Here is a 14,227-nt window from a genome sequence, read left to right as displayed (position 1 = left end):
CTGCGCGTGGGAACGATCAGTGATAAGTCCCAAAATAGGACCGAACGGTCCCTTTCTGGGAATCTTCAACCTAACGCAGAAACCTTTGTGGCGAGGGAGCGTGCTCCCTCGCCACAGGAAGGTCCGACCACTTGGGTTTTGTGTTTAAAAGTTTGTCCGCAAGAACGGTGCGAGGCTACACAACCTTGCGTCTCTGCCTACAGCAATGCCGGAACCCGCCGACTGGTGGGGTTTGTGTTGGTCTTTATCGTTTGAGTGTCGCTGCCAATTCAGCGACCGGGCTTGGAACCCCGAGGTGTAGAAGGCGCAAAAGCGCCCCCTCATGACGTATGCTTGCGCACCTTTAATGTGTGTACTCCGTTATGGCGGCTGTGCGCGGGAGACCTTCGGGTCTGCCGGGTTTTCTCCACCTCGGGTTCCAACCTGCGTACAGCTGCCACCCCTTCGCTTGGAACCGATGGAGCAGTTGAAACACATTACTGGAGACTCACTATGTTCAAAGCTACTCCCAATCCCCCGGAAACCGGCACCGATTCCCAAGCCTCCCTCGAAGCCGAGAAACTCAAGGAAGCCGCCGACCGCGCCTTCTCTCATTACTTCCCGTCACCCCACGAAAAACCGGCCAAACGCCGTAAATCCCAGCTCTTCACCGTCTCCCCCGACATCGACACCGAAGCCCTTCTGGCCAACGCATCCGAAGACCTGCTGTCCATCAGCGCCATTGCTGCCGATCTGGCGGACGATGTGGAAGGCTCACGCCGCTCTGTAGTCTTGGCGCTCAGCCGTTTGGCAGATGGCGTGCAGTTGTTGGTGGAGCGGGTGCTGGATCATCATGAGTCGTTGCAGATGAAGGCTCGGGCCGGGGTTTAGCGCACAAACGATCGTTCCCACGCTCTGCGTGGGAATGCAGCCCGGGACGCTCTGCGTCCCTTCAACAGCCGAACGCGGAGCGTCCGTTGAGGCATTCCTTTGCTGCGCGTGGGAACGATCAGTGGGCTAACCCTGCTGTAACAAGCAGCTCCTCCAACGCCAACAAATCCGGCACCTTGGCCACTTGCTCACCCACCTGTACCGCCGCCTGTTCCAGCGAACACAACGGCACATCCACATAGCTCAACTGACTGTCGAGTTTGTAAGAGCGCGGAATTCCCTGCACCAGCAGCGCAATGAACTTCAGCTCAGGGCGCCCGCCGAGGGCGTTGAGGATGACGATCCGTGCTCGCTCGCCAATCACCACTTTGTTGCCACACGCCGACTCGAAACTGAGTAACGGAATTTGCCGCTCTCGCCAAGTCACCCGCCCCAGGTACCACGGAGGGGTGTCGAGGTCGAAGGCGCCGGGTTGGTAATCGATGAGTTCGGCGACGGCGACGTTGGGCAGGATCAGGTTGCGGTCGGCCAAGGGCAGCAGCAAACCCGTGAGGTTGCTGGAACGGTGTTCATGCATGGGTTTTGCTCCACCGGGCGATGCTGTCGAGCAGCACCGATTCCTGATATGGCTTGCCGAGGTAGTCGTTGACGCCGATGGCCATGGCCCGGTCGCGGTGTTTCTGGCCGGTGCGGGAGGTGATCATGATGATCGGCAGATGCTGCAAGCGTTCGTCGGCGCGCACTTGGGTCGCCACTTCGAAGCCGTCCATGCGCGGCATTTCGATGTCCAGCAGCATCAGGTCGGGCATGTGTTCTTCCAGCAGCAGCATGGCGTCGACACCGTCCTTGGCGGTCAGCACGTTCATGCCGTGACGTTCCAGCAGACGGCTGGTGACCTTGCGCACGGTGACCGAATCGTCGACCACCAGCACCAGCAACGGTCGTTGCGCCTCGGGCTCTACGTCCTGCGTCACAGGCCGTTGCGGCACCTGCGCTTGCATGGCGCGGATCGGCGCCAGCAAGTCGAGAATCAGCACCACCCGACCATCGCCGAGAATCGTCGCGCCGGACAAACCCTGCACTGCGGCGAACTGCGGGCCGAGGCTTTTGACCACGATTTCCCGGGTGCCGGCCATGGCGTCTACCTGCACCGCGACGTGCCGTTCGTTGCACTGCACCAGCAACACCGGCAACGGCAGGTTCTGGCCCAGCAGTTTCGGGCGGGTGCTGGTTTTCAGCAGCTCACCGAGGTAGCACAACTCATAGCGTTGCCCAGCGTATTCGTAGCTCGGTGGATCGAGCCGGTAATGCCCTTCGAGTTCGTTGGGCAACACGCGAACGATGCCATCGATGGTGTTCAGCGGGATCGCGTATTGATCCTCCCCGCATTGCACCATCAGCGCGCGATTGACCGACACGGTGAACGGCAAGCGAATCCGGAAATGCACGCCCTGCCCCGAAGTCGAGTCGATGCTCATGGTCCCGCCGAGCTGCCGGACTTCTTCGTGAACCACGTCCATGCCCACGCCACGCCCGGAGATCTGGGTGATTTTCTCGGCGGTGGAGAACCCCGGTTGCAGGATGAATTGCAACACGTCGCGGTCGCTGATGTCGCTGTCCGGGTCGAGCAACCCGCGCTTGATCGCCTTGCGCCGCACGGCGTCCAGCGGCACGCCGGCACCGTCGTCGCGGATGTCGAAAATGATGTCTCCGCCCTCTCGCGACAAGTCGAGGGTGATCTTGCCCTGGGCCGGTTTACCCGCCGCGATCCGCACCTCGGCCGATTCCAGCCCATGGTCGACGGCGTTGCGCAGCATGTGTTCCAGCGGCGCGGCCATGCGCTCTAGGACGTTGCGGTCCATCTCGCCTTCGGCGTTGCCGACGATGAACTCCACATCCTTGCCCAGCTCGCTGGAAACCTGACGCACGATGCGTTTCAAACGCGGCAGCATTCGCTCGAACGGCACCATGCGCGTGCGCATCAGGCCTTCCTGCAATTCGGTGTTGATGCGGCCCTGCTGTTGCAGCAGGTTTTCCGCGTCCTGATTACGCCGGTCGAGGGTTTCCTTGAGGTCGAGCAGGTCGGAGGCGGACTCGAACAACGCCCGAGACAGCTGTTGCAACTGCGAGTGACGGTCCATCTCCAGCGGGTCGAACTCTTCGTAGCCCAGGTGTTCGGCCTCGACTTGCTGACGGCTGAGGATCCGCCCCTGGGTTTCGGTATCGAGGCGGCGCAACTGGTCGCGCATACGTTCGATGGTGGTTTCCATCTCACTCAGGGCTACACGTGCATCGTTGACCTGTTGTTCGATACGGCCACGGAAGATCGAAGTCTCCCCGGCCAGATTGACCAGGTCGTCGAGCAACTCCGCCGAGACCTTGACCGTGTCGGCGCCTTCGGGTTGCAGCGCGGGTGGCTCGGCTTTGGGCGCTGCGGGCATCGCCACCGGTGTCGGTATTTCGGGCACCGCCGGATGGCTGAAATTCTTGATCGCCTCGATCAGCCGATCGGCCGGTGGCAGTGGCTGACCGGCGCGGGTGGCGTCGAGCATCTGCGCCAGTCGGTCATGGCTGCTCTGCAACAACGTGAACAGCGCCGCAGTCGGTTGCAGCACGCCAGCGGACAAGCCTTCGTAGAGGAATTCCAGCTCATGGGCCAGGTCGCCGATCGGCGCGATTTCGACCATTCGCGCGCCACCCTTGAGGGTGTGCAGGTCGCGCAGCAGGGTTTCCACTTCCTGGCGATTCGACGGCTCAGCCTGCCAGCGAACCAGCGCCGCGCCGGAGTTTTCGATGATGTCGAAACCTTCCTCGAGGAAGATCTCCAGAAGCTCGGAATCATGGCTCGCTGAATCGTTGCTGGCCGCCGGTTCGATCACCTCGGCACTGCCGGCATTACCCAGACGAAACTCACGAATGGCCTCGATCAACTCGCCCGGATCGCCCAACGGACGATTGTGCTGCAACTGTTCAAGGAGCTCGGCCAGTCGGTCATGGCTTTGTTGCAGCAACTGCGCCAGCGCTTCGCTGTGGCTGTAACGGCGGTCCACCAGACCTTCGTAAAGGCTTTCCAGCTCATGGGCCAGATCGCCGACCGGCTCGATCTCGGCCATCCGCGCTCCGCCCTTGAGGGTGTGCAAGTCGCGCTGCAAGGACAATAGCGGTGCGGCGTTATCCGGGTCGCTCAACCAGCGTTGCAAGGCCTGGCCGGCGCTTTCGAGGATATCCACCGCTTCCTCAAGAAAGATCGAAACGATTTCGTCGTCCAGATCTACCTGAGCCGCGACCTGCTCCAGCTCGGCCGTGGCGCTGCCCAGCTCCCGAATGCTCAGGGTGCGGCTGCCATCACTGCGAATCAGGCCCATGGAGGATGGGTCGAGACTCTCATCCAGCAAGTCGCGCAAGGCCCGCACCCGCTGCGGTTGCGCGGTGACTTCCTGGCCGGCGGCCAGTTCGTCGAGCATGTTGATCAGCGCTTCGTGGGCACTTTGCGCCTCGTGGAAAAACCTGTCGCTGACCGCCAGGCTGCTTTCTTCCACAGCGCCATAGAGATCGAGCAAGGCTTCACAGAGCTCGTCCACCGGATGCAGATCGGCCAGGTGCGCGCCTTCGCCCAGGGTGGTCAATTCGTCCAGTAGCGCGCTGAGTTCCTGGCGCTCGCCGGGATGCTGCTGCCAGCGTTGCAACAGGCTTTCGGCGTCTAGCAGGATGTCCATGCCCTGGGCGAGGAAGTTGTTGATCAGTTGCGGGTCGCGCTTGATCCGCAACCCTGTATTGGGCGCGCTCGACAGGCTTTGCAGACGCTCGGCCAGCAATGTCTGGGTGCGTTCGATCAACGAACGGGAGCCGGGGATTTCGGCCAGCGGGTCACTCTTGAGCTGTCGCAGCCCCAGACGGAACAAGCCTTCGGCTTCCAGCAGCAATTCGACTTCGTCCAGGTCGAGGGCAATCCGGTGCGCCTTGTACTCCCGGGCCAATTGATCCAGCGATGCCGCCAGCTCGGTAATCGGCAGCACACCGGCCATCGAGGCGCTGCCCTTGAGGGTGTGCAAGGCTCGCTGCAACTCGTCGCTGGCCTGCAGCGGTACGTGCTCGGCGGCCTGATCGAGGAAGCGATTGAGGCTGCTCAAATGGGTTTCGGCTTCGTTGCGGAAGATCTCCAGCAACAGTGGGTCGAGCGCCGCGACATCCTGCGCGTCCTCATCGGACAGCGGCTCATCACCCTTGGCGAGGGCATGGGCGCGGGCGGCCAATTGGTCGACATCGTTGCGCTGGCGCTGGGCATGGGCGGCGAACTCGGCCACCAGTTCCGGCAGCAACTTCAGCGCATCGCCCACCAGTTGCTGCACTGCCGGCCCAGGTGCAACGCTGTGTTCAAGCACGCGATTGAGCAGGTTTTCCACCGCCCAGGCCAGCTCGCCCAGCACCAGCGCGCGGACCATCCGGCCACTGCCTTTGAGGGTGTGGAAGGCGCGGCGCAACTCACTCAAGGCCGATGGGCTGTCGGGATTGGCCGACCAGCGCGGCAGGTACTCCTGGAGGATTTCCAGAACCTCGTCGGTTTCTTCGAGGAAGACTTCCCGCAGCTCATCGTCCACCGGTTCTTCATCGGCGGGCGGCGGCAACAGGCTACCCGGCGTGGTCAGTGCGGGTGGATTGACCGACGACACCGGGCTGGCCAACACATCGGCCAGCGACTGAACGATCTCGGGATCATCCAGCTCCTGCATGTCCTGCATGACCAGGGCTTCATTGGGGCTGAGCACATCCTCAAGCATCGGCACATGCTGTTCGCTGGGGAAGAAACCGAGTGCGGCCAGGCCTTTTTCCGCGACGTCGAGCAGTTGTTCACCGGGCGCTTCAGGGTCGTCGCTGAGGCGCTCCAGGTAATACTCGATGCTGGTGATGACGTCGGCCAGGCTGTCCAGTTGCTGCCAGCCGGGCTGGCCCGGGTCCACCAATAGATGCTCGCGGATGAAACCGTTACAGGCCTCGACCAGGCTCGCCGCGCGGGCTAACGGAATCATCGCCAGCGCACCGCGCACTTGGGTCAGCAGCGCCGGCAATGGTTGCAAATACTGACGGTCCCAGTCGGCTTCGATGTAGTCGACGATCATGTCCTTGGCCTGCTGCAGGCAGATGCGCGCTTCCTTGATCACGATCTGGTGGATCTGCGTCAGGTCGGTGGTCGGCAGACGGCTGTCTTCCTGGCTTTCCGGCTCCACGGTGCCGACCATGCCGGCCAGGGTCGCTTCGACATAGAGCAAGGCCCCGGCGACGTCCATGAGGGTCGCATCGTTGGGTTCGCGCTGGCCCTGGACGAGGCTCAGCACCACCGCCAGTTGATCGATGATGACCTTGCGCGGCTGGCCGAAACCGAGCACCGCCAGGGTGTCGGCGATTTGCCGCAGGGGCGCCAACAGGCTTTCAAGGTCCGAGGTGTGTTGGCGGTCGCTGCGTACGAACAGGTCCAGGCGCTCCTTGACCCGCACCAGCTCTTCGCACAACGCCGCCAATACCGAGCGCATGGCGTCGCGATCAGGGCCGGCCAGCCTTGCCCGTTCTTCATCGACCATCGCACTGTCGGGTAGCGCGTCGTCCAGTGAGTAGCGATCTTTCATGGTCAGCATCTGCCCGGTGGGGTGTTCGGCCTTGGCAATATAGAACAACAAACTCTTGAGCAGCTCTGGCGGTGCCGGTTGATTGATCGCGGACATGCCTTGTTCGAGCAGACGCTTGAGTTCTTTGTCGGCCTCCTTGAACAGGCTGCGCAACGCGGGGCTGTTGGCGATCGAGCCATTGCGCATGCCTTCGACCAGCGCCGAAGCGACGTGCCATAACGGGCTCAGCGGCGCATTACCGCACAGCCCTTCAAGGCGAGTAAAAACCCTGGCCAGATAAGCCAAGTGGGTTTCGTCATCCTGCTCGCGCAGCAAGCCGACCAGCGCCATCTGCAGCATTTGCCGCAACTTGCGCAGCACATTCGGCAAGTCGGACGGCTCCAGCAGCGCCAGGGCTTCTTCGCTCAGAGGTAGCAGTTCGGGGAGTTGCGGGCTGAACAGGCTGGTTTCCGACAACAGGCTTTCGCCACGGGCACTGCGCAGGTCGTTGATCAGCGGCAACACCACCAGCGGCAAGTCACGCCGTGCGCCTTGCACCCGGTCGAGGTACGTCGGCAATTGCCCCAGAGCATGCAGCAGCAGACGAATGGCCTCGTCGCGATGGCTGACGCGGTTCTGCTGCAAGGCACAGGTCAACTGCTCGATCTCTTCGGCGAGCAGCGCCGCGCCGTAGAACTCGACCATCTGCAAACTGCCGTGCACCTGATGGACACAGGCCAGGCACTCACTCAGGGCGTGCGTCGCCTGCGGGTCGTCGATCAGGGTTTCGATCGCCTGATGAGCCTGCTTCAGCGTTTCGGCAATCTCGCCTTTGACCCATTCGAGGGCCACATAGTCGTGCCGATCACCCATAACTACTCCAATCAAATGCATACGCCCTGAGGCGGTTCAAGCGTTGTCCGCAGCTTGCGCAGGCTTGGCCGGCAAGGTGAAACCGGACACCGAACGCCGCAGCTGACTGGCCATTTTCGCCAGGTTGCCAATGCTCTCGGCGGTGGCGGTGGAGCCGGACGAGGTCTGCGTGGTGATCTGCTGGATCACGTTCATCGTCAGGGAAATCTGGCCGGCCGAGGACGTCTGTTGCTGCGCGGCGTTGGAAATACTCTGGATCAATGCCGCGAGGGTCTTCGATACGCCTTCGATTTCTTCCAGGGCCACTCCGGCATCCTGCGCCAGACGCGCGCCGCGTACCACTTCGGTGGTGGTCTGCTCCATGGAAATCACCGCTTCGTTGGTGTCGGTCTGGATCGCCCGCACCAGCGTTTCGATCTGCCGGGTCGCCGCAGACGAGCGCTCGGCCAGCCGCTGTACTTCGTCGGCCACCACCGCAAAACCGCGCCCGGCGTCACCGGCCATGGACGCCTGAATGGCCGCGTTGAGGGCGAGGATGTTGGTCTGATCGGCAATATCATCGATCAGGCTGACAATGTCGCCGATTTCCTGTGAGGACTCGCCGAGACGCTTGATGCGCTTGGCGGTGTCCTGGATCTGTTCGCGAATATTGTCCATGCCGTGGATGGTGTTGTGCACCACTTCGTTGCCCTTGTTGGCAATTTCCACCGAGCGCTCGGCCACCGCCGAGGATTCGGCGGCATTGGCCGATACCTGATCGATGGACTCGGCCATGTCGTTGATCGCCATGGAGGCTTCGGAAATCTGCTGCGCCTGATGTTCCGAGGCCTGGGCCAGGTGCATCGCGGTGGCCTGGGTTTCCTGCACGGCGGCGGCAACCTGGCCGGCGGTTAGGTTGATGGTCGCCACCAGATCGCGCAGTTGGTCGACGGAATAGTTGATCGAGTCGGCGATGGTCCCGGTGAAGTCTTCGGTCACCGAGGCGGTCACGGTCAAGTCGCCGTCGGCCAGGTCTTCGATTTCGTCCAGCAGGCGCATGATTGCGTTCTGGTTGCGTTCGTTTTTCTCGGCGGTTTCACGCAGCTGACGGTTGGTTTCGCGCACCATCACCAGGCCGATGAGGATGATCGACATCAACGCGAGCAAGCCCAGCACATAGCCGCCAATGGTGTCGGTATCGCGTCCGCCGGCAAGGTTTTCGAAACGGCTGGCCAGGTGCGAGGCTTCATCGAGCAGGGTTTGCGACAGGGTAAAAATGTTGCTGGCCGACTCGCGGACCTTGAACAGCTCCGGCGAGGTTTCGAGGATTTCGTCCACCGAACCCGAGACGAATTCAAACAGCTCGGAAATCTCGGTCAACCGGGCGCGGGCATCACGGTCTTCTACCTGGCTGATTTTCAGGGCCGCATTGCCTTGAAGCATGCCGTTGAGTACCTGACCGAAACGCGCTGCGTCGCGACCGAAAGCGTCGGCGGCCTGCTGCGAGTTTTCGTCGCCGGACAGCACGGTGTTCACCGCACCGAGAATCCGCTCGGCCAGCAGCGACTGACGCTGGGCCATCGCCACCTGAGCGGCCGGGGCGCCACGTTGCAGGAGGGTTTCGACGACCTTTTCATACTCGACCTGCAACTGCGGCACGGTTTCGGCCAGCGTCGCGGCGACTTGATGCAACGACAACACGGTCTGCTCGCTGGAGAGAATGGCGTCGGTGTTTTTCAGCAGCCGCTCCCAATCCAGCTGTACCGCGCGCATTTCCGCGCGCACGGTTGACGGTGCCGGCGGCAGGCCGGTGGAAGGATCGCCTTTCTTCAGAAAGCCCCAACGCAGGGCGAAGTCGTTGCGCGCATCGCTGAGCAACTTGAATGCAGCGGCCTTGCCGGCGGCGGCTTCGGTGGCGTTCTTGGCGATGCGTTGCGACAGCACGCGCAGCTCACCGGCGTGGCCGATGTACTGTTTGTCGTAATTCGCCTGGGTGTTGAGGTACGCGAAGTTGGCGAACAGCAGCATGATGAAGATGATCAGCGCGATAAACAGCACGATGATCTGCGACCGGCTGCGCGACCCTTCCGGCGTACCTGCTTTTGCTTTAATCATCGGTCCTCGCCTGTTAACAGCACCCTTTAATGCTTCCGCGTTTACAGCGCTACATTCATAAATCCTTGCGACTGCGCCAACGCAAACGGGCTGAACACCTGCCAATTCTGCTCACGCTGAAAGCTGCCTTTGACGAACGGCGCGATCGGCCCCTGCAGCTCGTCCATGGGCACCGGTTCCAGGCTGTCCTGGGCAAAGTGCTGCAAGCCGAAGACCTCATCGACCAGCAACCCGGCAAACACGTCGTTGTGCTCCACCACCAGTATCCGCCGCTGCTTGCGCAGGGCCGACAGTTCATGGCCGGCCTCATAACCATAAAAGAAGCCGTACACATCCATGATCGGCAGCAGCCGCCCACGCAGGTTCGCTACGCCCTTGACCCAGGGCTTGACCCCCGGCATTTGGGTAACGCGCGGTTCGTGCAGGACTTCGCTGACTTCGCCCATGGGCGCGACGTACCCATGCTCACCCAAGCGAAAACCGATACCGCTCCAGCTGTCCTGTCGAGTTGGCTGGGACGGCAGGTCCGCCGCCAGCAGACGACAACGCTGGTCAATCTGTAGCAGCAGTTCGAAGGCCGTTAGCGACTCGGTCATGGCCGGACGATCAACTGGCCAGCACGTTGTTCAGCGTCTTGATCAGGGTCTCTTCATCGACCGGTTTGGTCAGGTAGTCCTTGGCGCCCTGGCGCGTGCCCCAGACTTTGTCGGTTTCCTGATCCTTGGTGGTGATGATGATCACCGGGATGTGCCCGGTTTCCGGGTCCTTGGTCAGCTGACGGGTCGCCTGGAAACCGTTGAGGCCGGGCATGACGATGTCCATCAGCACCGCGTCGGGTTTTTCCTGGCGAGCCAGGGCCACGCCGTCGGCGCCGTTTTCGGCTTTCAACACTTCATGACCGTGCTTTTCGAGCATGCCGGTCAGTTTGTACATTTCAGTCGGCGAATCATCGACGATCAGAATACGTGCCATGGTCTTCCCCATTCTTGTCGACGCAAGGCCCACTGGCCGAGCGTCACTGTGCGTGTCCTACTGCGGCGAAACGGCGGCAAAGCCCGGTACGTGGGCCTGGATCGCGTTCAGCAGTTCTTCCTTGCTGAAAGGCTTGGTCAAAAACTGGTCGGAACCGACGATCCGCCCCTTGGCCTTGTCGAACAACCCGTCCCTGGACGACAGCATAATCACTGGCGTGGACTTGAACGCACTGTTGTTCTTGATCAACGCGCAGGTCTGATAGCCATCCAGACGCGGCATCATGATGTCGACAAAGATGATGCCCGGGTGATTGTCGGCAATCTTGGCCAGGGCATCGAAACCATCGATTGCGGTGATGACTTCACAGCCCACGTTTTTCAACAGCGTTTCGGCGGTGCGACGAATCGTTTTCGAATCATCGATCACCATGACCTTCAAGGCGCTGGAATGCTGTTCCATAGGGGCTCTACCGTCGCCTTTGTGAATCAATTTGTCCGTTTGCAGCTCATCGGTGGCTCGAAACCCTTGGCGCGCAAGGGCCAGCACGACATGGCAGCCTTTTTAGCACAGTCTCCCCCTCCAATCTATCGGGTGACCTGTGCGGTGGTTTTTCCTTGACCGGGAACCCACTCAGCGCCACTCTGACGCCACTTTTTCATCGCACTTTCCACCCCAATTTCGAGGAAAACCCCATGAGCGTTCGCGTCGGGATTGTCATGGATCCTATCGCCAGCATCTCCTATAAAAAGGATAGCTCGCTGGCCATGCTGCTGGCCGCGCAAAAGCGTGGCTGGGAACTGTTCTATATGGAACAGCGCGACTTGTATCAGGCCGAGGGCGAGGCGCGCGCGCGGATGCGTCCGCTGAAAGTCTTCGCCGACCCGCAAAAATGGTTCGAACTGGGCGCCGAATCCGACGCGCTGCTGAGCGACCTGGACGTGATCCTGATGCGCAAGGATCCGCCATTCGACATGGAGTTCGTCTACTCCACTTACCTGCTGGAGCAAGCCGAAAACGCCGGCGTGCTGGTGGTCAACAAGCCGCAAAGCCTGCGTGACTGCAACGAGAAGCTGTTCGCCACGCTGTTCCCGCAGTGCACGCCACCGACCATCGTCAGCCGTCGCCCGGATGTGTTGCGTGAATTCGCCGACCATCACGGTGACGTAATCCTCAAGCCGCTGGACGGCATGGGCGGCTCGTCGATCTTCCGTCATACCGCGGGCCACCCGAACCTGTCGGTGATCCTCGAAACCCTGACTCTGCATGGCAAGCAGCAGATCATGATCCAGGGTTACCTGCCGGCGATCGTTGATGGCGACAAGCGCATCCTGATGATCGACGGCGAGCCTGTGGATTATTGCCTGGCACGGATTCCGGCCGCTGGTGAAACCCGTGGCAACCTCGCGGCTGGCGGTCGTGGCGAAGCCCGTCCGTTGACCGACAAGGATCGCTGGATCGCCGCACAAGTCGGCCCGACCCTGCGCGAGAAAGGCCTGCTGTTCGTCGGTCTCGACGTGATCGGTGAGCACCTGACCGAAATCAACGTCACCAGCCCGACCTGCATTCGCGAGATCGATAACGCGTTCGGCACCGACATTGGCGGCCAGTTGATGGATGCCATCGATCAGAAGCTCAAGGCTCGTTGAGATAGAACAACCAAGAACCGACCAACATTGCGTTATCATCCCCGGCCTGTAAAAAACGCGATGTTGGTTTTCTTGTCATGACACTCCCGTCCGATCTGCCCGCTGAACTCGCCCATCGTGGCGTGCGCCCAGCCGATCGCCTCGGTTTTACCCTGTTTCTCGCGGCGCTGATTCACCTGGCCTTGCTGTTGGGCGTGGGGTTCACCATGGTCGAACCCAAGCAAATCAGCAAAACCCTGGAAATCACCCTCGCCACCTTCAAAAGCGAAACCAAGCCGAAAAAGGCCGATTTCCTCGCGCAAGAGAATCAGCAAGGCAGCGGCACCCTGGATAAAAAGGCGATCCCCAAGACCACCGAGGTCGCGCCCTTCCAGGACAACAAGGTGCAGACGGTCACTCCGCCGCCAACCGCCAAACCTCAAGTGCAGGAAGCCGCACCCAAGGCCGCCGTGACGACTGTCGCGCCGAAGCCGAAGAAAGCCGCGACCAAGCAGGAAGAGGTCAAGACCGAAGCCAAGCCCAAGGTAGAGGCACCGACCTTCGACAGCTCGCAGCTGTCCAGCGACATCGCCAGCCTGGAAGCGGAACTGGCCAACGAACAACAGCTGTACGCCAAGCGCCCGCGCATCCACCGCTTGAGCGCCGCCTCGACCATGCGCGACAAGGGGGCCTGGTACAAGGACGAATGGCGCAAGAAGGTAGAGCGCATCGGCAACCTCAACTACCCCGACGAGGCCCGGCGTAAACAGATTTACGGCAATTTGCGCCTGATGGTCTCGATCAACCGCGACGGCTCGCTGTATGAAGTGCTGGTGCTGGAATCGTCCGGCCAACCGCTACTGGATCAGGCGGCGCAACGCATCGTGCGGCTGGCCGCACCGTTTGCACCGTTCACCGGGGACCTGTCGGACATCGACCGCCTGGAAATCATCCGCACCTGGAAGTTTGCCCGTGGGGACCGGTTGTCCAGTAATTAGCCGGAAGATTTGCAGTGATTGAACCGACGCCTTCGCAGGCAAGCCCGGATTAAAAAGACACCTGCACAGGCATTTCCTGTGCATCCTCAGCTTGTCAGTTCGCCCCTCCAACGCCACACTAGCGCTCATGAAGAACGTCAGCCCCAGCTACCTCAAGCATCACTTCCTGATCGCCATGCCTCACATGGCCGACCCGAACTTTGCGCACACCTTGACCTACATCGTCGAGCACACGGCCAATGGTGCCATGGGGCTGGTGGTCAACCGTCCGCAGGATCTGAACCTGGCCGATATCCTCGAGCAATTGCGCCCCGATATCGAACCGCCAGTGCTCTGTCAGCACGTGCCGATCTTTATCGGCGGCCCGGTGCAAACCGATCGCGGCTTTGTCCTGCACCCCTCGGGAAAAACCTACCAGGCCACCGTTGATCTGGAAGGCGAGTTGTCGCTGTCGACCTCCCAGGACGTGCTGTTCGCCATCGCCGACGGCGTCGGCCCGGCGAAAAGTGTGATCACCCTCGGCTATGCCGGTTGGGAAGCCGGGCAACTGGAAGCTGAACTGGCGGACAACGCCTGGCTGACCTGCCCGTTCGACGCCGACATCCTGTTCAACACCAGCAGCGAGTTGCGCCTCGAAGCGGCGGCCAAGCACCTGGGAATCAACCTCAGCCTGCTCACCAGCCAGGCGGGGCACGCCTGATGGCCCTGCGGCTGATTCTGGGTTTCGACTACGGCACCAAGCAGATCGGCGTGGCGGTCGGCCAGGTCATTACCGGCCAGGCCCGCGAGCTGTGCACCTTGAAGGCACAAAACGGCATTCCCGACTGGAATCAGGTCGAAGCCCTGATCAAGGAGTGGAAACCCGACGCTGTGGTAGTCGGCCTGCCGCTGAACATGGACGGCACACCCAGCGACATGTGCCTGCGGGCCGAAAAGTTCGCCCGCCGCCTGAACGGCCGCTACAACCTGCCCTTCTATACTCACGACGAGCGCCTGACCACCTTCGAGGCCAAGGGTGAACGCCTGGTCCGAGGCGGGCAGAAAGGCAGTTACCGCGACAACCCGGTCGATGCCATCGCCGCCGCCCTGTTGTTGCAAGGCTGGCTCGACGAAAACACTGCACTGTTCGAATCCTCAAACCCCTGATTCTGAAGAGTCGCTACGGCGGCTCCCTTAGCTACAACCCGAGCCC

General features: G+C 61.4%; 11 protein-coding genes. 5 read left to right on the top strand and 6 right to left on the bottom strand.

Going from position 1 to position 14,227, the window contains the following annotated elements:
* The first annotated feature begins 492 nt into the window (after positions 1-492).
* Entirely contained in the window at positions 493-870 is a 378-nt protein-coding gene (locus PMI21_RS11325; RefSeq protein WP_007939376.1) for a DUF6124 family protein, read from the top strand.
* Positions 871-988: 118 nt separating this feature from the next.
* Here PMI21_RS11325 and PMI21_RS11330 read toward each other — a convergent pair whose 3' ends face one another.
* From PMI21_RS11330 to pilG, 6 genes are read right to left on the bottom strand one after another with little or no spacing between them, the layout of a single operon-like run.
* Entirely contained in the window at positions 989-1,447 is a 459-nt protein-coding gene (locus PMI21_RS11330; RefSeq protein ID WP_007939375.1) for a chemotaxis protein CheW, read from the bottom strand.
* Positions 1,440-7,343 carry an Hpt domain-containing protein gene (locus tag PMI21_RS11335; protein ID WP_007939372.1) on the bottom strand — a complete coding sequence of 1,968 codons (5,904 nt, stop codon included), beginning with the start codon at positions 7,341-7,343 and terminating at the stop codon, positions 1,440-1,442. The genes PMI21_RS11330 and PMI21_RS11335 overlap by 8 nt, the downstream gene beginning before the upstream one ends.
* Before the next feature lie 36 nt (positions 7,344-7,379).
* Positions 7,380-9,437: a methyl-accepting chemotaxis protein gene (locus PMI21_RS11340; RefSeq protein WP_007939371.1), complete on the bottom strand. Its 2,058-nt coding sequence runs from the start codon at positions 9,435-9,437 to the stop codon at positions 7,380-7,382.
* 41 nt (positions 9,438-9,478) lie between these two features.
* Positions 9,479-10,033, bottom strand: coding sequence for a chemotaxis protein CheW (locus tag PMI21_RS11345; protein ID WP_007939370.1), 555 nt, complete (start codon positions 10,031-10,033; stop codon positions 9,479-9,481).
* 10 nt (positions 10,034-10,043) lie between these two features.
* Entirely contained in the window at positions 10,044-10,409 is a 366-nt protein-coding gene (pilH, locus tag PMI21_RS11350) for a twitching motility response regulator PilH (RefSeq protein ID WP_007939369.1), read from the bottom strand.
* Between the two features lie 57 nt (positions 10,410-10,466).
* Complete coding sequence (pilG, locus tag PMI21_RS11355; RefSeq protein ID WP_007939368.1) at positions 10,467-10,871, bottom strand: twitching motility response regulator PilG; 405 nt, start codon at positions 10,869-10,871, stop codon at positions 10,467-10,469.
* Between the two features lie 233 nt (positions 10,872-11,104).
* Here pilG and gshB point away from each other — a divergent pair, with 233 nt between their 5' ends.
* From gshB to ruvX, 4 genes are all read left to right on the top strand, one after another.
* Positions 11,105-12,058, top strand: coding sequence for a glutathione synthase (gene gshB, locus PMI21_RS11360; protein ID WP_007939367.1), 954 nt, complete (start codon positions 11,105-11,107; stop codon positions 12,056-12,058).
* Between the two features lie 77 nt (positions 12,059-12,135).
* On the top strand, positions 12,136-13,035 hold the full coding sequence (locus tag PMI21_RS11365) for an energy transducer TonB (protein WP_007939366.1): 900 nt from the start codon (positions 12,136-12,138) through the stop codon (positions 13,033-13,035).
* A 127-nt stretch (positions 13,036-13,162) separates the two neighbouring features.
* The gene (locus tag PMI21_RS11370; protein ID WP_007939365.1) at positions 13,163-13,735 is read left to right on the top strand and encodes a YqgE/AlgH family protein; all 573 of its coding nucleotides are present in this window, start codon (positions 13,163-13,165) and stop codon (positions 13,733-13,735) included.
* Positions 13,735-14,181 (top strand): Holliday junction resolvase RuvX, encoded by a 447-nt coding sequence (gene ruvX, locus PMI21_RS11375; RefSeq protein ID WP_007939364.1) that lies wholly within the window; start codon positions 13,735-13,737, stop codon positions 14,179-14,181. Before PMI21_RS11370 ends, ruvX begins: the two co-directional genes overlap by 1 nt.
* Positions 14,182-14,227: the final 46 nt, after the last annotated feature.

It is taken from the genome of Pseudomonas sp. GM18 (assembly GCF_000282195.1).
Lineage (GTDB): Bacteria > Pseudomonadota > Gammaproteobacteria > Pseudomonadales > Pseudomonadaceae > Aquipseudomonas.
The sequence above is the reverse complement of the archived record's forward strand: the minus strand, read 5'-3'. Positions and strand labels throughout refer to the sequence as shown.

What these genes read in the sequence shown, in the direction of transcription:
- PMI21_RS11325 (WP_007939376.1), top strand. Translation starts at nt 493, where the DNA reads ATGTTCAAAGCTACTCCCAATCCCCCGGAAACCGGCACCGATTCCCAA.
- PMI21_RS11330 (WP_007939375.1), bottom strand. Translation starts at nt 1,447, where the DNA reads ATGCATGAACACCGTTCCAGCAACCTCACGGGTTTGCTGCTGCCCTTG.
- PMI21_RS11335 (WP_007939372.1), bottom strand. Translation starts at nt 7,343, where the DNA reads ATGGGTGATCGGCACGACTATGTGGCCCTCGAATGGGTCAAAGGCGAG.
- PMI21_RS11340 (WP_007939371.1), bottom strand. Translation starts at nt 9,437, where the DNA reads ATGATTAAAGCAAAAGCAGGTACGCCGGAAGGGTCGCGCAGCCGGTCG.
- PMI21_RS11345 (WP_007939370.1), bottom strand. Translation starts at nt 10,033, where the DNA reads ATGACCGAGTCGCTAACGGCCTTCGAACTGCTGCTACAGATTGACCAG.
- pilH (WP_007939369.1), bottom strand. Translation starts at nt 10,409, where the DNA reads ATGGCACGTATTCTGATCGTCGATGATTCGCCGACTGAAATGTACAAA.
- pilG (WP_007939368.1), bottom strand. Translation starts at nt 10,871, where the DNA reads ATGGAACAGCATTCCAGCGCCTTGAAGGTCATGGTGATCGATGATTCG.
- gshB (WP_007939367.1), top strand. Translation starts at nt 11,105, where the DNA reads ATGAGCGTTCGCGTCGGGATTGTCATGGATCCTATCGCCAGCATCTCC.
- PMI21_RS11365 (WP_007939366.1), top strand. Translation starts at nt 12,136, where the DNA reads ATGACACTCCCGTCCGATCTGCCCGCTGAACTCGCCCATCGTGGCGTG.
- PMI21_RS11370 (WP_007939365.1), top strand. Translation starts at nt 13,163, where the DNA reads ATGAAGAACGTCAGCCCCAGCTACCTCAAGCATCACTTCCTGATCGCC.
- ruvX (WP_007939364.1), top strand. Translation starts at nt 13,735, where the DNA reads ATGGCCCTGCGGCTGATTCTGGGTTTCGACTACGGCACCAAGCAGATC.